The sequence below is a fragment of the Aestuariivivens sp. NBU2969 genome (assembly GCF_019931125.1).
GTDB lineage: Bacteria > Bacteroidota > Bacteroidia > Flavobacteriales > Flavobacteriaceae > Aestuariivivens > Aestuariivivens marinum.
On the sequence record NZ_JAIOUU010000003.1, the window covers coordinates 151,119 to 175,651 of the forward strand.

Consider the following 24,533-nt stretch of genomic DNA (forward strand, 5'->3'; position numbering starts at 1 on the left):
TTTTGACTTTTAAATAATCTTATCGTTTAACCCTAATTATTTACACATAAAATACTATAAATAAAATGGCAAATGAGATCTAGATTATTTGTTAAGACTGCGCGCAAATACCCGTTCGGGCACGACGTTTAAAAGAGCCAAAGCATACAATAAGGCTGGAGCTGCAATACGCATCCCGGAATGGTTAATGGTGGCAAACCAAAAGCAGAGAAAGGCATAAAAAAAGTAATTACGTTTGTTGGTTGTCCTATACCCTAAGGGCTTTATAATTAATATCATGATAATAATTATTCCTAAAAACCCGTGTTCCGATAATAAACGTCCTATTTCATTATGTGAGGGCAATGGGTTGTTATCCCGTTCTACCCGTATATCCTTAACTCGACTCGCTCCAATGCCCAAAAACGGACTGCTTAAAAAGCCCTCTATTTCCTCTTGAAACAATACAATACGACCCGTAGTAATGTCTTCTTTTTTAATACCCTGTGCATTTTCATTGGCATAGCGTTTATCTATCAACCCACTGGTTTGACTGGAACTAATCGTCCAGGCCACCATTACTGTAATACACAACAACAGAAAAGATGTCACAATTTGGGTTTTCATTTTATGGGAAGATCTGTAAAACAGCGTCCATAAAAAAGCCCCTATTACAATAATTGCTGCAAAGACCCCTCCTCGGCTAAAGGTAACAATAGCACGAAAGGTCATAGCTCCCAAAAGGGCTACATTAAGCACCTTTAAAAACAGCGTTGGCGATTTCATAAACAATCTAACTACCATAGCAAACATGCCCAAGCCTAATGCTGTTGCCACCTGGTTAGGACCAAAGCCTCCAGACAAGGCCGAATTTGAAGCCGTTCCCGATAAAGTATCCCTAATACTTGGGTTATATAAAAACAAATAGGTGGTCATGGTAATACAGGGTAAGGCCAAATACAAAATAATGTTTAGCAATTGCCTGTTCGTTACCTTTCTTTCATAACAAAATAATGCAGCTATTCCCAAACATACCGGACCACTTAACACAAAGGCAATATTGGTCCTAAAATTCGCAAAAAAACTTAAGGTTGTAGACGCAACTAAAATAGAAGGAACCAAGAGAATTAAATAAATAAAATAAGGATAGCCTTTGCCATTTACACCTCTAAAGAACATGCCCATCAACATAAATAAAATAACCAAATATTTTGAGGCCTCGTAGGCCATTCCGCCATCGGTCATCCTAAAAAAGACCTCGGCCCCAGAAAAATAGGCACAACCCAAAAACACATAATACGCCTTATAGGCATTTGGTGTCAAGATTATTCTAAAAATAAAATACCCCATAGCCACTAAAAAATAAACTTTCGACAGGGGTTCAAAAGCATATAGTACAATCCCAAGGGCCACATGCAGTAACACGGCCAACACATAATGGTCTTTAATATGTTTTCTAATTCTGGGCGTCAATGGGAAGACTGTTTAAAATTTCTGTCACTATTCGGTGGTTATAATGGGAAAACGTAAATCGTGATACAATGGAAGGAACATGGTCCATAAACGATTTGCATTTGGTTTCAGGCAAATATAATAGCTTTTGTAAAAGGGTACTTAAAACAGCAACTGTTACGGGTTGCATCAAATACCCATGAACATTGTGCTTTATATAATGGCCTATGGATGACCATTGTGAAACAATTGGAATACAACCAAAGTTCATCGCTTCTGCGATTACCTTTGGAAAACCTTCCGAAGCCGTAGTGGGCAATAAAAACACATGGCTTTGTTTGTACACCTCAACGACTTTGTTTTTAGGTAATGCGCCATGAAATATAAAATGAATTGAACTGGTCTTTACTAAATCTTTAAAATATCGGGACTCTTTTCCTTCCCCAACCAAATGCACAGTTCCAACCCGACCAAGCTCATCCTTAGCCAGTTCCAAAAATGCTTTAATAATGCGTTCCACACCTTTCTCCCGTTCCAGACGACCCACAAAACAGAATGAGAGCCGTCCACTAAAATCCTTTTGTTGCCTTATGGTATTACCTAACTCAATATCCTCATCTGTAAGACAGGGATTTTCAAAGCTTAAATGATGCTTGGGTTGCCCCTCCCAATAGCCGTTAATGGTTACCTTTCGGGATTGTTTCTTTAAGAACCACCGCTGCAGCGCATAACCCATTGGTGGATGTTTTTGGTTCCATTGCCCTGCATATTTATACCAGCCTGGTTTTTTAACAAAACACGTAAGGTAAGGAAGCAAATACACGCCTATACCTGTTGGTGTTCTTAATTGAAACACATCTACTTGTTTTAGTACTTTTGAAAGAATAACAATGGTTTGGGGGGCATACCATAAAATATGTAACTTACCAAATACGTTTTTACTCCCAACAGTAGGCACAGGCACAAAATGAATTTTATCGGATTGATAGGGTAAAGCACTGGCAGGTGCTGGTGTATCGTGTAGCATGGCAACATGGTAAACTTCTTCAAACACGGCTAATAAATTATTGATTTCATTTACCGTTGGTCCCCAACCTACCAATTCCCCTGTTGGAGTTTTGTAATGTTCGGTATGGGATATAATAGCCAGTTTCATGTTAATAAGCAAAGTTGCTATTTTTATTTAAATCTAAAAACTATTTTTAGCTATACCATCCAAAACTTCTTAGTTTATATCATACCCCGTAGTCCAGCCACAAATGTTCCTCCCGGGCCAAGCGTAAAAAAACAGTCTGGTAGACTGTTTTAGCGAAGGAGCCAGATGGCGCATGGCAAAGAGGTGGATGAAGGCCAACGCCTTCAGACGGAGGGTTCAAAAAAAACCTCTCATTTCAAAAACGTCTCTGCGAATGGACAAAGGGAGCGAAGCATCCCTCTTAGAATAGATTCTTCACTTCGCTGTGCTCGTTCTGAATGACAATAAATTCGATAGTATTTAGACAGAGGATTAAAATTAAATTTAGCCAAAAAATAGTTAAGGATACGCATTAATAGTATCAATATAAAGCTTAACAACCTTATCCCAACGATGTTGCTCAGCCCATAAAACAGACGCTTCCCTAAACTTTGATTTGTTGTGCATGATATTAGAAATAGCACTAATAAACGCATCGGTATCCATTCCATTAATTAGAATTCCAGATTTACCTTCTAAAATAGCCATTTCTACTCCACTTCCCCTTGCGCCAATAGCAGGAATTCCCAGTGCATTGGCTTCAATTACAGCAATACCAAAACCTTCGACATCACCAGATTTAGTCTCGCTATTTAACATAACAAAAATATCAGAAGCTTTTAAGAGCTGTTTCAACTCTTGGTGTGGTACTTCACCATGAAACGTAACATAATCTTCAAGGCCCAACGCTTTAACCGTTTTTAAACAAGCATCCATAGAATTAGCAATGCCCACGCAATGGTAATGAACTTCCGGAAACAGCTTAAGTAATTCAGGCAAGTGCCTTATAACGTTTATCTGGCCTTTGCGTTCAGAAATACGACCAACAGTAATAAGTTTAGGACTTCCTTTTAAGTGTAAACTTTTGTCTAATGGTTCATCTGTCCATTTAGAGGCATCAAACCCGTTAGGAATGACCTTAATACAATCCCGTTTAAATTGCTCCACCAAACCTTTGGTATAATTTGAAACGGCAATGATACGTTGAAAACGTCGCAGGGCCATTGCCGTTAATTTCCTAAAAATAACTGACTTCAAATTAACCTCAGACCCATGAATGATGGCCAAATATCTTTTATTAAAAAACAAGCTAAACAGCCCCACACTCCACAACGAAAACTTTCCAGATGCAATAACCAACTCGTTATGTCTTATATGGCGCCATAAAAAATACAGGCGTTTTACATACATAAAGGATCGAATAAACGATACTGAAATGCGAATCACTTTAAAGGGCAATGCAGCATCAAACGTAGCTTCCAGTTCACCAGAAACCGATCTGGAATCACTTATTACGGTAATTCCATATCCATGTTTACTTAACTGCATTCCCAAATTATAGGCATGATTGCCTATACCCCCAGGTTGTGGGGGAAATTCAGAACTCACAATAAGGATATGCTTAGGTTTTATCATTACTTTAAAGTATCAATTAATGGGCCTTGTTTTAATTTACAAGTAGATAAACGCCAAGATTTTATAACCTGAAACAATACCAAAGGTAAAAGTACCATCGATATCAAAGCACCCAATACCAATAGGGGTTTATTCTTTTTAAAGCGATAAGGCATTATAGAAAGGGGCACCAGCCTTAAAAGAGCTAGTTTAGCTCTTTGGTTTCCAAAATACCTTCTAAAAAAATAAAGCACACTGGGTATGGGGCGTGGGGCGTTCCATGTTTTGGTTCTAAAAGCATCCCAACTGCCCATATCGCGCAACCCACCAGAACCCACTTTTAAATGCAATCGTTTGGCATAAGGATTCGACACATTTAAAAAGCCATGCAAAAACACGCGTAACCCAAACTCACCATCCCCCATGCGCTGTTTTTCAAACTGACGGTCAAACAAACCAACCTGTTCAAAAACCGCTCTTTTTACCAAAGCATTACCCGTATCCAGCTGGTCACTTATTCTAAAAAACGAATAATTTTTAGGAACCTTATCGCCAATTTTTGAAATAGAAACCCCAGAAGACACATCGGCTTTAAAAAAGTCCAGACATTTCAGGTGCATACTAATCCAGTTATATTTAACACGGCTATCATCATCAAAAAACAGTAAATAATCGCCCTGAGCTTCTTTAACGGCTGTGTTACGGGCCAACCACAAGGCCTTTTCCTTTTGACGATAAACCCTCATATCTAATTTAAAAGAGCTATAAAAAGAAGCCTCGTATGGTTCAGATTGATCTACAACAATAACTTCAAAATCATTATAGTCCTGATGCTCTAAATCAATTAAAACATCTTGGAGGTAATTGTATCGGTTTAAGGTGGGAATAATAATACTAATTTTAGGCTTGCTTTCCAGTAGTTTAGATTGAAAACCATTCCAATTAGGATAAGGAATAGGGGTTTCTAAATACCTACTTCGCTTGATATATCGGCTGGAATAGTAGGCTTGTAACTCCCTAAAAGGGTTATTAAAACTTAGTAACCGTAGAGCCAACACATAAGCCACCCATGCTGTATGGAAATATTTTCGAATAAAGCGATATTGATCTTGTATAGGGATAGCTTCAATAGTGTTTATGGTTTGTTCTTGGCCTATATAGCCTTTTTGTATAAGCTGCCAAGAAACATCATAATTTTTAGCTATTTCAGAGCAATAGTCTTTATCTATTAAAGCATAATTTAAATCACCAGGAGGTAACGTTGAGACATCTGGAAACACAAAGCTACCATTTTGTCTAGGCAATCCAAAATAATGTGTCGGCTGTAAGTATGTTAATAATTTAAAAAGCATCTCTATTTTGTAAAACACCAAACCAGATGGTGATTACTTAATCCATATGTATTAATTAAATCTAATTTTAAATCTTTAACCTTTAAAGTTTTAGTTTTAAAACCAATAGCTTCAAATCTTTTGAAGTAGTCTAAACCACAACTTCTACAATGGTCATCATGTCCATGTATTTTCTCATAATCATAATAAGGCAATGTTTCATCTTCAAAGGTCGTTTCATTATCAATAGGATAAATAGGAACACTGACCAAAAACCTACCTCCAGATTTTAATATACTATACACATTTGAAATTGCTTTCAAATCATTTGGGATGTGCTCTAATACATGCCAAGCAATAACCAAATCATAATGATCATTAGGTAATGTCAACTTTGTTAAATCTTCAACAATGTTAATATGCTTAACAGCCCTATTATTTAATCTATCATATTGCGCCTCTTTTGAAATAAGGCTTTTTAAACAGTGGTATTCATTTAAATTTGGAGCTACATGCAATATTTTTTTAGCCTCACTTAACAAACCAAAGTACTTTAAGGCAAAAGGAACAAGGCGTGTACGTGGTAAGGAATTACATTTAGGGCACTTTCCCTTAAAAAAATGTTGCCCTTGCCAACCACATATTTCACAAACTACCACATTTCCTTTATAAAAACAGACTCTTAAACCGTTTATAATTTTACTTAAAAGTTTTTGTAAATAGGGCTTTGGGTTTGAAATGAGTTTTCTATAGTTCATTATTAATTAGGTTGTAAAAAAGTTACAAAACTCCATTTTTTGTTTTTCTAAACCAAACGCTTCAATGACTCTTGTTCTAGCTTGATTTCTAATCTTGTTTTTTGGAGCTTCTGACAAATTTATTATATCCAATAAGGTTTTAGCTAACTTTTTTGGTTTGCCTTTTTCAACCACCCATCCAGTTTTCTCATGCAATACATTTTCAGGCAAACCACCTCCATCTGAAACCACACATAGTAGGCCCATGGCCTGCGATTCTAAAACAGCGTTACAAAAACCTTCAGAGTAACTGTATTGAATATAGATATCGGCTTGTGCCAGTTCCTTTAAAGTCTCTTTATGGGCTAATTTTCCAACAAGTGCTACGTATTGGGATAATCCCAATTGATGAATGGTAAACATTAAGGTTTCATATTTTGGTCCATCTCCTATAATATGATATTTAAAATCCATTCCTTTAGCTTTTAACAAGGCCAAAGCTTCCAAAGTAGCCTGTAATCCTTTAATCCAGTGCAAACGTGCCACGGTTACAAACCGAACGGGATTATTTTTCACAAATGGCTCTTCTTTAAAAAGTGATAAATCTACTGCCGGAGTTATGATTTGATGTGGTATATTCTTAGGTAAACCAAGGGCATATGCCTTTTGTAATAAATACATAGAAATACTATGCACTTTATCCACCCGTTGCCATAGTAAATTATAACATCCTGGATGTTTTAAAGGATAAACATCAAGGTCAAACCCCCTAAAACTAACGGTCATATTAGCTCCTATGGCTTTTGCTACATGTTCACTCTGTATGGCTATGGTAGCAAAACCAAAATGCAACCAGTCGAGTTTAGCGGTTAAAATATGGACATTATTATAGGCGTTTTTTAGGCTTTGTATCAGTAGTCGTCCAGCCCGTTGTTCCAATTGTATAAAACGCCTAAACCGCTTATAATAAACTAGGAATTTAAAGAGGAAACAAACGGATACTAATAATTGTTTAAACAGTTTTTGTTTATAGAATTTTGGAGCTATTCTTACTTGGCATAAAGAAAAATCAGGGTGTTTGTCTTGTACAAATAGAGTTATATCAAAACCATTTGTTTGAAGCCCCTTTATTTTTGATATAAAAAAGGTTTCAGAATATTGTGGTGTTTTTGCAAGTACAATTCCTATTCTCATATATTAAAATTGAAAATAAATAAATTCCTGTTCTTTACCACCATATAAAAAAATACTTATAGCTATAATATAGTATAATGTCCATCTAACTATTCTAGGATATTTTAGCCATAAATGTTCTATTGCAAATAAACTGTGTCTGCCACACCATTCAATAATCAGGAATACAGCTATAAATATAATTAAGTAAGTAGGTCTTACTTGGGGTATAGTAAATAAAGAATCATTGTATAAACCAACCATATAATCAAAGCCTTGCGACAAGGTTTCTGCCCTAAAAAACACCCAAGCTAATGTAGTCAATACAAAAGTCAACAACATCAATATAATATCTTTAATCTTAGGCATTCTCTTGTTTTGAGCAACTATAGAAAGGTGGGCCCTGTTTTTTTTCATTATTAAAAGAGGAACAAAGTAAAATGCATGTAATGCACCCCATGCAATAAAAGTCCAGTTGGCACCATGCCAAAAAGCACTGATCAAAAAAACAATGAATACGTTTCTAACTTGTTGTAGTTTAGAACCTCTTGAACCGCCTAATGGAATGTAAATATAATCACGAAACCAAGTGGACAACGAAATGTGCCACCTACGCCAAAACTCGGCTATATCTCTTGAAAAATAAGGGAAAGCGAAATTTTGTTTTAAGTCAAATCCAAACAATCTAGCGGTACCAATGGCTATATCCGAATAACCTGAAAAATCACCATAGATTTGAAACGCAAAAAACACGGCACCTAGCAACAAAGTGCTTGCTGAATAATTAGTATAATTGTCAAAAATCAAATTAACAAACTGAGCACAGTTATCCGCTATAACTACTTTTTTAAATAAGCCCCATAAAATTTGTCGAAGTCCATTAACAGCCTGATTATAGACAAAATTTCGTTTTTTATAAAATTGGGGTAATAAGTTCTTGGCACGTTCTATGGGTCCAGCGACCAACTGGGGAAAGAAACTAACAAAAGCAGCAAAAGCAATGAGATTTTGAGTGGGCTTTAACTTACCTTTATAAATATCTATGCTATAACTTAAGGTTTGAAAGGTGTAAAAACTAATTCCTACTGGTAAAATTATATTTAAACTGTTCGCTTCGATTTTTGTTCCAAAAAGTGAAAAAGCCTCTACAAAATTTGAAATAAAAAAATTGTAATACTTAAAAAAACCTAGTAAACCAATATTTACAATAATGCTAGTCAATAGTAGAATTTTTCTGGTATTAGCATCGAACTGTTTTGCCATAAAAAACCCTACGAAAAAATCTACAATAGTGCTAAAGATTATAAGTCCTAAAAATCGCCAATCCCACCAGCCGTAAAACAGGTAGCTTGCAATTACAATAAAAGCATTCTGTAATATTAAATGTCGTCTAAAAACAAACCAATAGAGTAAAAAAACAATAGGTAAAAAAAGAGCAAAATCTAAAGAATTAAAGAGCATAATCTATAGCTTTAATAACTTTGTATAAAGTGTTTGATGATTTAAAACACATTGGTTAATGTTAAAATATTGAACTGCAGAAATACGCATAGTTTCTTCCAAAGACTCTCTTTCATTACTGGTCATATCTATAACCTTATTAATAATTTTTATTAAAGAGGTAACATTACCAGCTTCAAATAAACAAAAATCAAATGGTTTTAAAATATCAACAATACCCGAAATTTTAGAACCTATAACTATTTTCTCCATAGCCATGGCTTCCATTGGGGCAATGGGCAAACCCTCTTTTCTGCCTATATCTAAGGTAGGAATCACAAAAATACTGGCCAAAGCCAAATAAGAACGTACATCCTGGTGCCTCCCTAGAAATTGAACATTACTGCCTTTATATTTATGCTTCAAGTCATGACCGTAAGTGTTATGGTAATCTCCAATAATCAATACTTTTATCGATTCGTCATTTAATAAATTTACAGCTTCCAACAGGACCTCAATGCCCTTTACTGGCACTAGATTAGCAACAGATACAATTACAAAATCTGAGTCTTTGATATTTAAAGTTGATTTCAAAGTTTCGGAAGGAGGCTGAGGTTTAAAATAATTGATATCGACTCCCAAGGGCATATAAACAACTTTATAATTAAAGGGCTTTAAAAAGGTATTTACCATATCGGTATTAATGGCAATCACTTGAGTACTCAACTGGGTACGCCATTGCCATGCTTTATTGCCCCAACCCATAGCTTTCTTGGTATATATAAAGGGGATTCCCGCTAATTTTGCAGCTAAAGGCTCGGTAATATCTGAACTCCAATGCCAGGAATGAATGATATCGAATTGATGTTTCCTAAAAAACCGAAAAATCTTTAATATTCGAAACGGTAAACTTAAAAAAGGCCTGTATGGTTGGGCAAATCTAAAAATATGGATTTTAATCCCTAAAGCGGCAACCTCATTAAAAAACTCCCCTTTATCATGAAAGCAACATATTTCAGGCACAAAGATTGTTTTATCCAAACCTTTTACCAAATCATACACGACTTTACCACTGCCGGCAGTATCAAAATTAGGGATGGTAAATAATATCTTAATACGCTTAGCCATGAACCTGGGTTTTATAAAATTGGGATAATACCAAAAGCATATTCATAGGGTGTGCATATTGTAAGGTGTCTTTATTAAAAAATTCATTGTTATAAGTTGTTACCAACTCCTTTGGAATAAAATCATTAAAATCACGATCGTTTATACGTTTTAATAACTCTTCTTGGTTAGAGCGCCCTAAAAATTGAAGTTCCCAATTCCGTTGCACATAAGGTAATCCCTTAATCGATGAAATAACCCGTTGCATTTTTTTAAGGAAACGATAGGGCAAATTATAAGGCACTTTATCAAAATGGTAATTATATAAATGGAAGGGGCGATGGTCCTGCAACGTAATTTTAGCTAATGCCGGCGCATAACGTTTTATGTAAGCTATTTGCAGTTGGCGCCCTGTTAAATAATATTCTGGCAGGGTACATATAAATTCACATAGCCTATTATCGTAATAGGGCAAACTTATGGGAGCAATACGTTTAAACGTTGATAAACTCACGGAAGTCCATCGTGGCGCCCAATACAGACTCTTAAACGCCCGTAATTTCGCATTGGTATCTTCAATATCAATTTTGGATAACAGCCCTGAAATTCTAGATCGAAAATAATCCATAAAGTTACCTTGTAAACCCCAATACTGCCATAAGGCCTGAGCAAATTCGAGTCCTCCTCGTTTAATAAGTTTTTTCGGCAGTACTTCTACAGTTTCTTCAAAAGACAGTTGGGGTAGATTCATGGAATCAAACAGCACATCACCCCAATGTCCTAAGGAAAGCACGTCCCCTTTGCCTTGTAGGTTATTTATAACGGCCATTTGCCGCGGACTCGTAAAATCGGAATAACAATTATTAATGTTGGTCAAATCATCTATAACTGACCATAAATAACCCTTCGGAATGACATAATCCTCAAATTCAAAACCGCAGGTATTAGCGATTAGTTGGGCTATTTTTGTTTCGGGATAGCCATTCTCAAACGCATAACTATAACTAAAAACATCAGCATCTAATTGTTTAAGGGCCACCGCTTGAGTTCTGCTGTCCAGTCCACCCGAAAGGGGAAGTATAACTTGCTTGCCATTTGTTTGTTCCTTAACAATGGTTTCAAATAATTCAGAAAAGGCATCCAGAGTATCATTAAAGGATATGGCCTGTGGCGTATTATGCCACTTAAACCATGGTTCGGAATCTATCAAATAACCATCACCATCCAAGGTATGTTGCGATGCGGGAGATAAAACCGCCTGATCTTTCCAATAAGTATCCCTATCCAAAAAAAAGCCTATGGCCGCAAAAACGCAAATAGCTTCTAAATGCAATTCATGAGGAGCATTAACCTTAGCAAAGGTTTGGTGGGTTGGGATTATTGGGGTGGTTATTGTTCTCATGTAATACTAATGCAATATACAATTTAATAACATTGCCAAGCAACAATACGCACTACTAACTGTTAAATTCAAACATCATTGTAAGGTACTACATTGGGCTTGTCAAAATGTACGCTAGTGCCGTAACAATCTGCCTAATCCTAAACGTTCATTGTGAGGAGTCACAACAACCATTGGGACGACGTAACAATCTGTTCAATACAACTCCCATTAAAAAGATGCTTACGCTCAGATTCCATCTTCGCTCAGCATGACGTTCTCATACAAGGTCAAGAACTGGGCAATCGAGTCTTCAGCATCAAAGTGGTGTTTTACAAATTCATGCGCATTAAAAGTAATACGCTGCAATTCGGGTTCAGGTGTTTTCATCATACCCTCTATAGTCTTTGCCATTGCCTCTGGATCACGAACAGGTACTAACCACCCCGTTTCATTGTGAATAACAACCTCGGCCATACCCCCACAATCAGTGGAAATAACAGGTAACCCAATAGCCATAGCCTCCAAAACCACATTGGCGATGCCCTCACTTAAACTAGGTAATAATAGCACATCGTAATCTTGTAAGACTAAAAACAAATCATCTTGTCCAATACCCTTTTTAAAATGCACACAATCATTTAATTCAAGTATATTTTGTAAAAACAATAACGATTCAGGCACTAAGCCTTGTGCAATAATATCATATTGAAATGCCACTTCGTTTTCTTTTAACAAGGCCATGGTTTTCAAAGCATACTCGTACCCTTTTACCCAATGGTGCCTTCCTACTGAAACAATCTTTAAGAATGTGCTTTTATTAGCTTGTTTCTTTTTGAACGTATCGAATAAATGCGGACTAATTGTGGAATGAATACGATATAGCTTTTCCGCTGAAGCCCCGTATTTTTGGGCTTCTTGATTAATGGCATGGGACACGCCTTGAAAGGCATCCACCTTAGAAAAATGTTTACGATAGCTTGCCGCCAGACTTAAATCGGCTATCGGCGAATAATTAATATGCGAACCAAGCAGACTAAGGACTATTTTACAATTAAAATGCTCCTTTAGAAAAATCCAATGCTCTATATCTTTTGCCCATTGTATATGAAACACATTAGGCATATGCAACAAAACGGGAACGTACCGACTCCACCAACCCCATTTAGTCTTAAGTGAATGATATGTCGATATCTTATTGATCAGAATAAAGAATCGCTTTGGAAATCTTAAAAATAATAACAGTGAACGGAAACAAGTAACAAGAATATTGTAATACTGGTTTTTAGGAGTACCATATATAAAAACCGAACTTGGATAAGACATTCGGCGATATGTTTTGCCAAACAAATATACTTTTACATGGGCTTTAGCTAATGCAACGATTACATTTTCTATAAACGTGGTACTAGGTATTGCTCCCGAATAAATGGCAATCTTCATTGGCCTCTTACTTAACTGCTCTAACATAACTTTTTATAATAATTAAGTACCCTTTTACCAATGGATTCCCAAGAATATTCCAATGCTTTTTCTCTTGAAGATTTACCCATTTTTAAAAGCATCTCTTCATCTTTTAAAAGCATTGTTGTTTGTTCAATTAATTGTTCATGGTTATTCTTTGACACCATGACATTTTCGGTATTGGCAAGATAATCCGTATTTCCACCTACATTTGTGGTTATTATAGGCAATCCGCAAGCCATAGCTTCTAAAATACTGTTGCAGGCTGTTACATCTAACAAAGGCAAAAAGAGGAGATCGGCTTTTTGATAAAGGCCTTTTAACTTTGCATCATCAATATTAGAATGCATCGTAATAACCTCATGTTCATTTACCTTATCATAAAAATCCTTCCTTAAAACCACGTCTATCTTTAAGTCTTTAATCTTATTTGTAAGTACTGGAGCACAGAAATTTAATGCTTCAAAATCACGAAGGTGCTGACCAACAAATAATAATCTATTATTTCTTTTTTCTATTCCACCCGGTTTAAAAAAGTTAACATCTACACCGTGCGGAATATATTCAACGGTTTTAAGCCCCAACCATTCCTTTAAAAAATCGACCTGATTCTGCCCCACGGCAATAGCACCATTTAATTTTTTTAATACTTTGGGATTGGGTATTTGGGTTTTCAAAATTTCTGGAGGCTTATGGAATGTGGCACAAACAACAGACTGTTTTAATAAAAACTTCATTTTAAAAATAGATCTTATATCTCTTTCACCGTGTAAATAATGAATCACATCATCATTATTAAAAAAAGGAAACAACGCCTTAAACAAATGAATATCTTTATAAACACTGGAAGAATTATAAATTCCTTTGTTTTGGTTGTGGCTTTGCGCAATAAATTTTGCCATCCGATAAGGCAAAATGAATTGTTGTCCAGAAATCAACTGTCCATCAATATAGCCAACTAGCCTATCATATCCTGAAATAGAAGCATGATGCTGTGAACGGTGATGGACAAGTAACCTTTTCATTGGGATAATTTTATGCTCAATATATTCAAAATACGTTCAACATTCGCCACCGGGTGAACATACTTTTCAAAATATCCTCTTGCATTTTTAGATAACCTCTCCATTAATTCGACATCGTTTAAAACCCAGTGGATATTATTTGTCATTTCTTCATAATCATTAAAATATAATAAGTGCTTTCCATGCTCTAAGGGAATAGGTAATTCGGCTGTAAGATACTCGGCAATTATTACTTTTCCCTGCGATAGATATTCGGCCATTTTCCAAGCTGGAGAATTTGCCAAACCTCGAGTGTAAATTACTATTTTAGCTTCTTTTACTGCGTCCAAATACAGGTCTGGACGTGTTGGCACAGTCGTAACAGCATCTCCATATTTTTCCAGTGAAATTCTTGAAGGGACAAAGCCGCCTTTAAAACTATTGGGAAACTCTTTCTTTAATATCCTTATTATGTCATAACGTTGCTTGTGTATGTCTTTTGTGTCATCATAGTTTTCATGAGGAAAGCAACGGGTTTGAAAAAGTACAGCATTTGTATTTGAACGTTCAAATTGCTCAAAACTTGTAATGCTTCTAGATCGCCTTACAAATTTCCATTCACGTATTTGTACTTTATAAACCCTTAATAATCGATGAACTAAAAACCTGTCAAATTTTAGATTGGCATGCATGCTACCCAAAAGACCACCTATAAAAATGGTAAATAACTGTTGGCAAAAATTAGATCTTACACCAAATGTTAAACCTAATTTGTACATTTTTTTCTTATAGTTGCTTGGTAAGGAGGAAACATACTTGGTTTCGTAATTTCGTTTAAAGACAACATCACATGTTTCTAATGCATGAGTAGAAAACTGATCGGCCAAATCATATAAATCCACAGCAAACACAATGTGCCGTTTTGTGTTGTTATCTATTAGTTTATAGAATGACGTTTTCGGGTGGGGATGTAGTGTTCTTGTGACTGCACCTTTATTAGAAACTATGGTACGGCCAAGCTTTTTTTTAATATCCAACTTTACCTTAACACGAACCAATCCTTTTTGCTGTAATTCAAACAATCCCGTCTGTATATAGGAAGCATGGTTAAATTCTTGTGAGGTATAAATTATTACTTTATAATTTGGTTTCATATGGCCTATAGTACAGATTCAACACTATCCCTTAAAACCTTATTGGTTATATAACTGCTGTAGTTGTTTTCTACAGTCTTTCTGGCATTTTTTGACATAACAGCTAATCCTTGTCTATTATTAACGAGATTTAGTATTTCAATCGGGTAATTTGATGGATTGCACAAAACACCATCCACTCCATTAGTAATTATTTCTTCTGGTCCACCTGAGCCGTATAAAGCAACAACAGGCGTAGCACAGGCCATGGATTCAGTTATAACCATTCCAAAAGATTCATGTGTACTGGGCAACAACAATAATGAAGATTCTTGATAGACAGGTAATAAATCATCATGGGGAATCGCGCCTTCAAATGTAACTATATCATCTAGTTTTAATTGGCGAACCAAATCGGTCAATTCGGTATAATATGCACTATCGCTTATAGGTCCAACAATTCTTAAACAAGCTCTTATATTGCTGTTAGCCACTATATAATTAAGTGACTCAATACATAATTCAATTTGCTTTAAACGTGTTAGTCTTCCAACAAAGAGGAGTTTTACAACATCCCCACTTAACTGTTTTTTTGGTTTAAAAACTTCTGTATCTACCCCTAAGGGCATTATCCTAACATCAAAATTCTGGAACCCTTTTTGACTTAAAATCATTTGTTTTTGCGTCTTGGTATGCACAATAATATGGTGTGCATTATTGTAGTAATTTAAGCTTTTGGCATCAAAAGACATGTTTAAACCTCCAATCATAGCAATATAAGGTTTATCCCTCCCTTGCAAGATTTTCGCTAATTTAAACGTATATGGGCTTAAATGCCCAGACATATTGATAATGGTAAGGTCGGGAGGAAAAAAATAGTTAAACAACAAGTGCCATAACGATTGTTCTTTACGCCACCTTTTTTTAACATAAAAAAGAGGATAGGTGAGCGGCCAAAATCGTTTCTTCAAGCCGTCTACTTTTTTTATTTGTGGCAGCCAATTAGTATGAAAATAATCTACAGAAACCGAAAATCCTGCTTTTTGCAACTCTAGCATAGCCCTCACATGTGGTTTACTGTGCGAATACAATAGAACATTAAAGTCCAAGCCTATTGCTTTTGCCGAAAAGGGATGCAACAATACTATAGATATCGGCTTAAGCTCTGTCATTTAAAAAGTTTTCTGTAAACGTTAATTGCTGCTGGCTAGCTTTCCAGCAAAAATCAAATAATACCTTCTGCTCTTCTTCTATGTTCTTATAAAGAGAATCGATTTTATTTAACAAATACCCTAAATCCAACAGATCTGTTCTCATGGTTTTATCTTTACATCCCAAAGTTAATAGAAAATCGCTCATCTTTGATTCATATTCTATGGCAAAAAAAGGGGTGTAAGTAATGGTAGAAAAAACTATAGAATGTAATCTCTGACCAATAAAGACATCTATCTCCTCAAAGAACTTTAATGATTTTTTTAAATCCTTATGGTTATCATAAATAAGTATTTTTCTAGTAAGTTCTTCTCCTAATTGCTTTTTCATAAACTTGATATCGGACACGACCGTAGGATATAAATAAACCGTCCACCCCTGATCTAGTAATGCAATCACTAAATTCTTAAAAAATAAGCCCAGACCTTCTTGATCCTGCCCATAAATTCTTCCCACTATATCACAAAAATTTATCCCAATAACCTTGTTTTTACTTTTCTCAATTATTTTTGTTCTTCTAAACTGAATTGTCGGTTCATGCAGTATAAAAATTGGTTTTTTAATTACTTCAAACTTATCTTCCAATAATTTCTTAGAAAGTATTCCCCGAACTGAAACAAATTCACATAAATCAAAAAACGTTCTCCAGTCTTCAATGTTCGTGGGAAAGCCATTCTGCTTGGCCAAAATAGGATCAGCTACTCCAGTACCAAACACAACTAACTTCGCTTTAGGGTATTTATTTTTGTAACCTAGTATTATTCTCAAGAAGCTCTCTTTAGCATTCTTAAGCACCAGAGTTCCTCCTCCCAAAATGATATAATCCGGAGGTCTAAAGAAATATCTTCTAAAGAGTTTACCGGAAAATGGTTTTTGATAGGGCACTTTATATAAAAACAATTTCTGTTTTAACAAATGTTTTGTTGCTATATAAACAGCTTCATCTCCCAAATTTCCCATGCCTAAACACCCAACATAAATGGCTCTCTTTTTACCGGTAAACACATAAGAAATTCCCTGACTAAGCATTTTAAACTCAGCCATTAACTCCTTTAAATAATATTTTAGATACCTAAGCATTGAAAAACTATCATTTGTGTGATTTTATTTTCTTCAAATATTTACTTTTTAAGTCGCTCTTGAATATATCAACTCTTTTATTAAACAATAGAAGACAGAAATTAAAAATAAATAAAACTACAAAAAAGGGAACTAAAGCCTTTAACTGCATTTTAAAGCTATTATTGATCACACCAAATCCAACCACACCCGAATAAATTAAAGCAATTAAATAGTGAGATAAATAGAGAGGATAACTATATGTTCCTATTAAATCATCTATACTTTTTAGGGGCACCTTTGGTTTGTAATTAAATAGTAAATAAATTAAAATGAAAGCCAAAATCATATTACTATATATTGTCATTTCTCTTAAATAAGGAGGCAAATAAAGACCTAATATAGCATTAACATTAAACATTATAAAAACAGAAAAAATTGGGAATAATGATACCCTAAAAGGTTTTCTATTTTTTACAACCCAATATAAGCAGGCTCCTAAAGCAAAAGGTAAAGAAGCTGCTGGTATAGCACTATATCTATAAGTGGCTATATCATAATAAACATAAGTCCCTACATAATACAGAACGCTTAACAAAAACCATAAAAATGTTCGCTTCCAAGTTTTAGAAATCCCCATAGAAATTAGAAAATAAAAAACTAACTCATTAGTTAAAGCCCAAGAGGTAGGTGCTAATCTAGGCACAAAACGATGTGGAACAACATTGGGATATAACATGGTAATATTGGTAATCCATTCCCAAAACGTTTTAGGAAAAAACATTTGAGGGTTTCTAATACTATTCGGTAAAAGAACGATGGCTAACACTGTAAAACCGATTACCAGTAAATACATAGGATATAACCTTAATATCCTGTTTAGCCAAAATACTTTATAGCCACCTAATGTATAGCCATACGTTTCATGCATTATATAAGTCATTAAGAACCCTGACAATAAAAAAAAGAAAGAAACAGCATAGTTACCCAACACTGGAACACTAAAGATATGCAACAGCACAACATATATAGCTAATATAGTCCTTAATATTCCAAACATTATATTTTAGGATAATTTACCTTTTACTCTTCTAAGTAAACTTTTAATTTTTCTTTTGTTTAAATATATCCATAACCGAACTGTATAGCCATAAAAAATATTTTTTATCCTGTTAAAACCATGCGATAACCAAGTATGAGGCTTTAAATGTATTTTATTATAAGAAATATAGAACCTTTTAGGTGCATCAGCATATTCAAACTCGCATGTCTTTAAAAACTTCTTCCAGTTTATAAAGTGCAGGTACATATACTCTTTTACCCGACTCCCTTTATTAAGTGTATATATTTTACCATTATCATATTCCCAGACATCCAACAAATATTCTTGATGGTTAACGGCCTTAATGCCTTGATCTAAAACCAAAGGTTCCCAACAAATGTTTACTTTGTTATTTTTATCTAACTCAGCAATAACACCTGTAAATCCATATTCATCAAAACGTCTGTATACCGTGTCTTTAAATAACTTTTTATAAGTCTCTTTATAGGCATACAATTGGTTATTTTTAGTCGTGTTTTTAAAAATGGTAAAATGTCCTGCTATTTTTTGAGGTAAAGCGGTAAGAATATCATAATCCGCTAGCAGCTTTGGCGTAATAAACTTTCTAATATCTCCCCAAATAATATCTACATCACAAAAACCCCAAAAATCATAATCCTTTATATACTTGCTAAACACGTCTCCAAAAGCAGGACGAAATTCACAAACTTTATAAGCACTTAACAACGAAACCTCAAAACCTACAGTAATGCTAATCAAGTTTTTTAAGTCACCTAAACTGGACTTGTAAAAAATAACATTATTTGGTTTATCTATAGTTATATCGCAATCAGAAAAAAACAACCAAGTAATACTAGAGTTATTTTTGCAAGACACCAAAAATGCCGGAAACCATACTGGCCATTTGCCATAGTAAGGTACAATAAATGCTATGTTATGTGCTTTCAATAAAACTTATTTAAAGGTTTTAATATAGGCTTTTACAAACATTTTTAAATACACCCATAGTTCAGGACGCTTATAATATTTAGGTCTAAAAATTTTTTTACGGTACAATTCTGGATGTATCATAGCATTAACATGGTGAGTTCTCTGTAATTTAAACTGTTTGGAGGTTTCAGATTTTATATAAACCACCATATTTTGTTTGTACCACCAGAAGACCTCATCGTTGTTCCAAAATTTATCCCGCAAAATATCATAGGCATAAAACCCCTTTGCCTCAAACTTCGCCTGCCAATAACTAGGCCACTGTTCGTTTATATGATATTGACCACCTTGATTAGGGATAGCAGCCGAAAATATTATAATATCGCCATGGTCACACAAAGTTTCAACTATAACATCAGCAGCTTCTTCAGGTAAGTGCTCTGCCACTTCCAAGCTTAAAACCAAATCGAACACTTTATTCAATTTAATAGGTTTAGTTAAATCATGTTGTTGAAACTCATGATCATCAATAAGCATATCGGTATGATTAACCCTAACTCCATCTATTCCAAAAATAGTATTCACTTCTAATGTCTTTGCTGCTGCAAGCCAACTACCATTACCGCATCCAATATCCAATATACTTTTAGGATTAAACAATTGAAATAAATACGGCAACACTTGTAAAGCATCTTTTGTATTGTGGCGTTCATTAGTATGGATATAATTTATCTTATTCATTCTTAATTCTCTAAAATATTTTAAATTTAGATTTAAATTTCTCAAATGATATCAAGTTTAAACTCTCTTTTCTTTTTTTATTAAATATAGCGTATTCAAAAAAAGGGTTGTTAACTCCAGTAGGGATGCCTAGATCAACATATTTAGAGATAACCCCAATCCCCCAATCTGAATCTATGCAACAAGAATAATAATCATTACGCTGCCTAAACTTAAAAAAGGCTTTCCATACCGTACCATTCCAATACTGTTGTGCAGGGGATAATTTATAATCATAATTTTCCCTAGCATGAAATTCCGTAGGCGGATTACAATCATGCAAAACAATAAAACCGTCCTCAGTTAAATATTTTAATGCATTGTCAATATCTCTTTCAACTTGATTTGCCCTATGCATACCATCAATAAACACCACATGAAACTTAATCTCTTTGTACAGTAGCAGCCCCTGTTCCAGATTATCAAAAAAAGAGTCACTGGTTAATTTAAAATCAACTGGATTTTTAACATTCTCTATACCTGGGTCAACACTGTATTTATTGACAGCCATTATCTTGTTAAAGTTGTCTTCTGGATCCCTAACCCCAATTTCAAGATATGTGGTATCCTCTTTAAAAGTCTTCAAAATAAAATTGATAACTTCAAATCGCTTTATTTTTTTATTTTTTTCTTCCTCTGTTTTTTTTGAGCCTTCTAAATGAAAATCATCGATTAAAATTGTTTTTCCCAACCTATAGGATACTACCAAATATGTAATATGTCTTTTTAAGTGCTTTAACATGTGCTTATTTTTTTGGCTTACGCTTTGCTTTGGATATTAAATATCTAAAAAAATCAAAATCCAAGTACAATAGAGAATAGTAAATACTAAACACTAAAATGCCCCATTTATTACGGTAACCCAATTCAGTTTTTCGGCATATTTTTAATGCTGCTCTATACTCCTTTTGGGTTATTAAAACAGGGAAATGTATTTTGAAATCTTTTATCAGTTTTCTAGAGGCTTTAAATTGCCCCCATTTATTGGTTGTTACAGATGTACGGTCTACTTGTCTATTTATATGGACTAAAACTTTAGGAATACCATACACTTGGCTTACTAATGATAATCGTAAAACATAATCCCAATCTACATTAAAATTGCCATAGGTATTGTTAAAAGCTAAATTATTGTTTGTATGCACCGCCTTTCGTATCATCATACAAGTATTTACAACTTTTAACTGGTTTACATATAAATACTTAAACAGCTCTACTTGTTGGAGAAATTGTTTTCCATACACCAAAATACCGGGAAATAGTGTTTTTCTTTTTGAGTCAACAAATTCAGCAATACCCGATACCAATCCTACCTGTGGATGTTGCAGCATCACTTCCACTTGCCATTGTAAACGCTCAGGCACATAAACATCGTCCTGCTCGGCCATGGCGATAAATTCACTCTGTGGCGATATTAAGCTTATTAATTTATTTAAGTTATTCGCTAAGCCTAAATTACGAGGGTTTTCTATAATTTTTATCCTAGGATCTTTAAACGACTGGGCAATGATTTTAGAATTATCGGTTGTTCCATCTATTCCAATTAATAGTTCAAATTTGGAATAGGTTTGCTTCAATAAACTTTCCATAGTGGCTGCCAAAGTGTTTTCCCCGTTATATACGGGTAAAATAATTGAGGCAAATGGTATTTCGAGACTCAAAATCCTTTTAGCTTGAAAAAATTAATAATTGGAGAAAATAGAATTTTAAGCGCATGCTTTCTACTGCGCAATTCACTCTTTAAGTTTTTATTCTCTTCTATACCTTGATACATATAAGCATGAAACGACCCCAATTGTTCTACAAAAAAGTCGGCATGCTTTACACTTAAGTATTCTTTTAGCAGTTTCTTATCGTTAGCAGTTACTTGACGGTTTCTGGAATCATCTTTTATCCTATAATAAAAACCAACTTTATTGAGCTGAACCACATCTCCACCATATTTAAGCAAATGGATCCAAAATTCCCAATCCTCAAGACCTTGTGTCATGTTTTTATCATAACCGCCTATCTTTTGCCAATCATCCCTTTTAAATAATGCACTGCTAAATATAATATTGCTAATAGCAAGATTAAACCGTGAAAATGGCTTCAAGTTCCATGCTCCCGAAATAGCACCAAACTTGGCTGCCTTGCAATAGACTAATTTTAAATTCTTATTCTGAATAAATGCTTTAACAGCTTGATGCAAATAGTCCTTTCCTATTTTATCATCAGCATCCAAAGGCAAAATATAGCTGCCTTTTGCTGTTTTAATACCATTATTTCTAGCAGTACTTACCCCATAATTGACTTGCTCTAAATATCCAAATCGTGCATCCAGCTTTGTCCAGTACTCAGATTTCGTTTTAGTATTGTCGGTCGATCCATCATTAATTATAATGCACTCCCAATTAGTATAGACCTGATCCAAAACAGACTGTAAAGCATCATCCAAGAACGCAGCTTGGTTGAAACACGGCACAATTACTGATACTAAAGGGTTTTTATCATACATTTTTTAACAAAATGTCTTTATAGGCTTGGTTAAATGTATTAATATTAAACGTTGCTTTGGCATATCGTTGTGAATTTAAGGATAATCTTTCTAGCAAAGCTCTATCTTGATAAAGTTTATTTAAAGCGCCTATCATATCTCTTACTATATATTTTTCATTTGAAAAATTTTCAATAATATAACCTGTTTCATCATTTTTCACATGTTCAAAAATACTTCCAATGTTTGTGGAAATAACCACAACTCCCATTAACATTGCCTCTATCACGGCCAATGGCATGCCTTCTCGGTAGGATGTGATCAACAAAACATCTATATCATTGTAAAAGCAAACCATGCTTTTATCATTTAAAATACCTTTATAAGATATGTTAAATTCATCTTTATTGCTAATATCTAAAGGATCAAACCCTGTCATTAAAAATTGGGCTTCTAATTTTTTTGTGCAAAATGCATTGGCTACTTTAATAAATAATTCTGGTCTTTTTTCCTTTGCCCAACGCCCTACATAACCCACATTAAATGTATTAAACCTTTCTTTTTTACTATTGAAAGTACTTTTAATAGCATTTTCTATTGTTACGATGTTTTTTATGTAAATATCATCAATGTTATTCTCTTTATAAAGATGTATAAGGTCTTCCTTTGACCTAGAATTTATAACAATTCGCTTACCCAAATAAGAAATATAAGGCAAACTAAATTGTTCAATGCCATAGTCTGGAAAAGAGAAAGCATGAATAAGATCTATTTTCTTTATGTTGTTACTTAACAGAGGTAATAATTCGTAATAGAATTCTGTATTACATCCAAAAACAACAGCTGCTGAGTTGATATTTTTAATAAGATATTTTAAAAAAAGTGCTTTTACCAAACCGTTATGCCTTATAAACTTATGGATTTGGCCAACATTAGTTGTCTCTTTAAAACATTTATAAAATTTACTATCGTTCGAAATCTTGGTAAAAAAAACAAAGCTTGTAACATCCAACACAGATTGCACAATTTGTAAATGGATCCGTTCTGCACCACCGGTATGGTAAAAAGGAAAAAAAAATAGAATCTTAGCCTTTTTTACTTTCTTTTTTTGTAATCCAAAAAATAGAAGCAACTGCAACAGAAGCAACAACTTCTTAAATCCATTATTTACACGGTTAAAAAATGACTTCATGAGTTATAAAAAGTCTTGTCTCTTAACTTAATTTTAAAATATTGCAAGATAAAATTACCAAAAGAATAGCCCATAAGATTCTTAATTAGTAATATTTGTTTCCAAAAAGATATAATACCAAACTTGTAAAACAGCCTAATAAGCACGAGTGATTCTTTTATTTTACTGCTTTGTAGAGGAATATAAATTTCTTTAAACCAAAGTTTTAAATAATTGGCCAAATGCTTTTTATATGGCTTTTTTCCATTTACATCAAGGTGACGAGATATGTCCGGAATAAAAAAAAGTAAACTTTGGTAAACTTTATCTTTAAATACTTTTGGATCATTCTTACTAGGAACATAAACAGTATCATAATCCGCATCATTAAAGACTTTAAATTTAACGTTTGGTTCCAATAAAGCCCTTATCATTAACTCTGGATCATTAAACCTAGGATAACCCTCTGTAAAACCTCCCAATTGCTGTATAAATTCAACCTTCCAGATAGGATTCATAATCGACCAAGGTAAGTTGAATTTTAAAAAATCAATTAGGTACGATGAACTCACGGGTAATTTTATTTTTTCAATATATCCAATCTTTTTTAAACCTAATGGAAAAACTAAAAAATCTTTATCTAAATTTTGATCAAATAATAACAAACGCCTTTCTAAACAGTGAGGCATCAAATAATCATCACTATCCAAAAACATTACATATTCTCCACAGGCATGTCTTAAACCAATATTTCTACAGGTAGGGGCACCTTTTGGCAATTTATTCCTTTCAAAATATTTTATCCTATTGTCTAAATCAATGTAAGACTCTAAAATATTTATGGTACCATCCATTGAGCCATCATCTACCACAATACATTCCCACAAACCGTAGGTTTGTGCAAGAACACTATCTAAGGCTTGCTTTATTAATTGCAACCTATTATAAACTGGGATAATAATAGAAACCTTTGGAGGCATAGGTATGTGTTTTACTAAATTAAAGCTAATCC

Annotated in this window: 22 protein-coding genes; all 22 read right to left on the bottom strand. The window is 34.2% G+C overall.

What is annotated here, in order from left to right; all coding sequences use genetic code 11:
* Positions 1 to 84: 84 nt before the first annotated feature.
* Positions 85 to 1,452: an O-antigen ligase gene (locus K7G79_RS03675; protein WP_223549258.1), complete on the bottom strand. Its 1,368-nt coding sequence runs from the start codon at positions 1,450 to 1,452 to the stop codon at positions 85 to 87.
* The gene (locus K7G79_RS03680) at positions 1,436 to 2,587 is read right to left on the bottom strand and encodes a glycosyltransferase (RefSeq protein WP_223549260.1); all 1,152 of its coding nucleotides are present in this window, start codon (positions 2,585 to 2,587) and stop codon (positions 1,436 to 1,438) included. The genes K7G79_RS03675 and K7G79_RS03680 overlap by 17 nt, the downstream gene beginning before the upstream one ends.
* Positions 2,588 to 2,965: 378 nt before the next feature.
* Positions 2,966 to 4,081 carry a glycosyltransferase family 4 protein gene (locus K7G79_RS03685; RefSeq protein WP_223549262.1) on the bottom strand — a complete coding sequence of 372 codons (1,116 nt, stop codon included), beginning with the start codon at positions 4,079 to 4,081 and terminating at the stop codon, positions 2,966 to 2,968.
* Entirely contained in the window at positions 4,081 to 5,412 is a 1,332-nt protein-coding gene (locus tag K7G79_RS03690) for a glycosyltransferase family 2 protein (RefSeq protein WP_223549264.1), read from the bottom strand. Before K7G79_RS03690 ends, K7G79_RS03685 begins: the two co-directional genes overlap by 1 nt.
* 2 nt (positions 5,413 to 5,414) lie before the next feature.
* Positions 5,415 to 6,149, bottom strand: coding sequence for a bifunctional 2-polyprenyl-6-hydroxyphenol methylase/3-demethylubiquinol 3-O-methyltransferase UbiG (locus tag K7G79_RS03695; RefSeq protein WP_223549265.1), 735 nt, complete (start codon positions 6,147 to 6,149; stop codon positions 5,415 to 5,417).
* Positions 6,150 to 6,155: 6 nt separating this feature from the next.
* Entirely contained in the window at positions 6,156 to 7,322 is a 1,167-nt protein-coding gene (locus K7G79_RS03700; RefSeq protein WP_223549267.1) for a glycosyltransferase family 4 protein, read from the bottom strand.
* A 3-nt stretch (positions 7,323 to 7,325) separates the two neighbouring features.
* Complete coding sequence (locus K7G79_RS03705; RefSeq protein WP_223549269.1) at positions 7,326 to 8,762, bottom strand: MBOAT family protein; 1,437 nt, start codon at positions 8,760 to 8,762, stop codon at positions 7,326 to 7,328.
* A gap of 3 nt (positions 8,763 to 8,765) precedes the next feature.
* Entirely contained in the window at positions 8,766 to 9,869 is a 1,104-nt protein-coding gene (locus tag K7G79_RS03710; RefSeq protein ID WP_223549271.1) for a glycosyltransferase, read from the bottom strand.
* Entirely contained in the window at positions 9,862 to 11,250 is a 1,389-nt protein-coding gene (locus K7G79_RS03715; protein WP_223549273.1) for an asparagine synthase-related protein, read from the bottom strand. The genes K7G79_RS03710 and K7G79_RS03715 overlap by 8 nt, the downstream gene beginning before the upstream one ends.
* A gap of 228 nt (positions 11,251 to 11,478) precedes the next feature.
* Positions 11,479 to 12,672, bottom strand: coding sequence for a glycosyltransferase family 4 protein (locus K7G79_RS03720; protein ID WP_223549275.1), 1,194 nt, complete (start codon positions 12,670 to 12,672; stop codon positions 11,479 to 11,481).
* A 20-nt stretch (positions 12,673 to 12,692) separates the two neighbouring features.
* Positions 12,693 to 13,718, bottom strand: a complete 1,026-nt coding sequence (locus tag K7G79_RS03725; protein WP_223549277.1) for a glycosyltransferase family 4 protein — start codon at positions 13,716 to 13,718, stop codon at positions 12,693 to 12,695.
* Positions 13,715 to 14,851 (bottom strand): glycosyltransferase, encoded by a 1,137-nt coding sequence (locus tag K7G79_RS03730; protein ID WP_223549279.1) that lies wholly within the window; start codon positions 14,849 to 14,851, stop codon positions 13,715 to 13,717. Before K7G79_RS03730 ends, K7G79_RS03725 begins: the two co-directional genes overlap by 4 nt.
* A gap of 5 nt (positions 14,852 to 14,856) precedes the next feature.
* Positions 14,857 to 16,002 (bottom strand): glycosyltransferase family 4 protein, encoded by a 1,146-nt coding sequence (locus tag K7G79_RS03735; RefSeq protein ID WP_223549281.1) that lies wholly within the window; start codon positions 16,000 to 16,002, stop codon positions 14,857 to 14,859.
* Positions 15,989 to 17,122, bottom strand: a complete 1,134-nt coding sequence (locus tag K7G79_RS03740; RefSeq protein ID WP_223549283.1) for a polysaccharide pyruvyl transferase family protein — start codon at positions 17,120 to 17,122, stop codon at positions 15,989 to 15,991. Before K7G79_RS03740 ends, K7G79_RS03735 begins: the two co-directional genes overlap by 14 nt.
* Before the next feature lie 10 nt (positions 17,123 to 17,132).
* Positions 17,133 to 18,161: an acyltransferase gene (locus tag K7G79_RS03745; protein WP_223549285.1), complete on the bottom strand. Its 1,029-nt coding sequence runs from the start codon at positions 18,159 to 18,161 to the stop codon at positions 17,133 to 17,135.
* Positions 18,162 to 18,167: 6 nt separating this feature from the next.
* Positions 18,168 to 19,112 (bottom strand): DUF6625 family protein, encoded by a 945-nt coding sequence (locus K7G79_RS03750; RefSeq protein ID WP_223549286.1) that lies wholly within the window; start codon positions 19,110 to 19,112, stop codon positions 18,168 to 18,170.
* Positions 19,113 to 19,118: 6 nt separating this feature from the next.
* A complete protein-coding gene (locus K7G79_RS03755) occupies positions 19,119 to 19,835 on the bottom strand; it encodes a methyltransferase domain-containing protein (RefSeq protein WP_223549288.1) in 717 nt (238 codons plus the stop codon).
* 10 nt (positions 19,836 to 19,845) lie between these two features.
* The gene (locus K7G79_RS03760; RefSeq protein WP_223549290.1) at positions 19,846 to 20,616 is read right to left on the bottom strand and encodes a class I SAM-dependent methyltransferase; all 771 of its coding nucleotides are present in this window, start codon (positions 20,614 to 20,616) and stop codon (positions 19,846 to 19,848) included.
* Between the two features lie 4 nt (positions 20,617 to 20,620).
* Positions 20,621 to 21,535, bottom strand: coding sequence for a glycosyltransferase family 2 protein (locus tag K7G79_RS03765; protein ID WP_223549292.1), 915 nt, complete (start codon positions 21,533 to 21,535; stop codon positions 20,621 to 20,623).
* Entirely contained in the window at positions 21,532 to 22,371 is an 840-nt protein-coding gene (locus tag K7G79_RS03770; RefSeq protein WP_223549294.1) for a glycosyltransferase family A protein, read from the bottom strand. The genes K7G79_RS03765 and K7G79_RS03770 overlap by 4 nt, the downstream gene beginning before the upstream one ends.
* Entirely contained in the window at positions 22,364 to 23,542 is a 1,179-nt protein-coding gene (locus K7G79_RS03775) for a glycosyltransferase family 4 protein (RefSeq protein WP_223549296.1), read from the bottom strand. Before K7G79_RS03775 ends, K7G79_RS03770 begins: the two co-directional genes overlap by 8 nt.
* Positions 23,539 to 24,501: a glycosyltransferase family 2 protein gene (locus K7G79_RS03780; protein WP_223549298.1), complete on the bottom strand. Its 963-nt coding sequence runs from the start codon at positions 24,499 to 24,501 to the stop codon at positions 23,539 to 23,541. The genes K7G79_RS03775 and K7G79_RS03780 overlap by 4 nt, the downstream gene beginning before the upstream one ends.
* Between the last annotated feature and the right edge of the window lie 32 nt (positions 24,502 to 24,533).

Bases quoted from the DNA above. Each gene is read 5' to 3' on its own strand.
- K7G79_RS03735 (WP_223549281.1), bottom strand. From the start codon at position 16,002: ATGACAGAGCTTAAGCCGATATCTATAGTATTGTTGCATCCCTTTTCG.
- K7G79_RS03760 (WP_223549290.1), bottom strand. From the start codon at position 20,616: ATGTTAAAGCACTTAAAAAGACATATTACATATTTGGTAGTATCCTAT.
- K7G79_RS03745 (WP_223549285.1), bottom strand. From the start codon at position 18,161: ATGTTTGGAATATTAAGGACTATATTAGCTATATATGTTGTGCTGTTG.
- K7G79_RS03740 (WP_223549283.1), bottom strand. From the start codon at position 17,122: ATGCTTAGGTATCTAAAATATTATTTAAAGGAGTTAATGGCTGAGTTT.
- K7G79_RS03710 (WP_223549271.1), bottom strand. From the start codon at position 9,869: ATGGCTAAGCGTATTAAGATATTATTTACCATCCCTAATTTTGATACT.
- K7G79_RS03680 (WP_223549260.1), bottom strand. From the start codon at position 2,587: ATGAAACTGGCTATTATATCCCATACCGAACATTACAAAACTCCAACA.
- K7G79_RS03685 (WP_223549262.1), bottom strand. From the start codon at position 4,081: ATGATAAAACCTAAGCATATCCTTATTGTGAGTTCTGAATTTCCCCCA.
- K7G79_RS03730 (WP_223549279.1), bottom strand. From the start codon at position 14,851: ATGAAACCAAATTATAAAGTAATAATTTATACCTCACAAGAATTTAAC.
- K7G79_RS03695 (WP_223549265.1), bottom strand. From the start codon at position 6,149: ATGAACTATAGAAAACTCATTTCAAACCCAAAGCCCTATTTACAAAAA.
- K7G79_RS03720 (WP_223549275.1), bottom strand. From the start codon at position 12,672: ATGAAGATTGCCATTTATTCGGGAGCAATACCTAGTACCACGTTTATA.
- K7G79_RS03770 (WP_223549294.1), bottom strand. From the start codon at position 22,371: ATGTATGATAAAAACCCTTTAGTATCAGTAATTGTGCCGTGTTTCAAC.
- K7G79_RS03705 (WP_223549269.1), bottom strand. From the start codon at position 8,762: ATGCTCTTTAATTCTTTAGATTTTGCTCTTTTTTTACCTATTGTTTTT.
- K7G79_RS03725 (WP_223549277.1), bottom strand. From the start codon at position 13,718: ATGAAAAGGTTACTTGTCCATCACCGTTCACAGCATCATGCTTCTATT.
- K7G79_RS03690 (WP_223549264.1), bottom strand. From the start codon at position 5,412: ATGCTTTTTAAATTATTAACATACTTACAGCCGACACATTATTTTGGA.
- K7G79_RS03755 (WP_223549288.1), bottom strand. From the start codon at position 19,835: ATGAATAAGATAAATTATATCCATACTAATGAACGCCACAATACAAAA.
- K7G79_RS03715 (WP_223549273.1), bottom strand. From the start codon at position 11,250: ATGAGAACAATAACCACCCCAATAATCCCAACCCACCAAACCTTTGCT.
- K7G79_RS03700 (WP_223549267.1), bottom strand. From the start codon at position 7,322: ATGAGAATAGGAATTGTACTTGCAAAAACACCACAATATTCTGAAACC.
- K7G79_RS03775 (WP_223549296.1), bottom strand. From the start codon at position 23,542: ATGAAGTCATTTTTTAACCGTGTAAATAATGGATTTAAGAAGTTGTTG.
- K7G79_RS03780 (WP_223549298.1), bottom strand. From the start codon at position 24,501: ATGCCTCCAAAGGTTTCTATTATTATCCCAGTTTATAATAGGTTGCAA.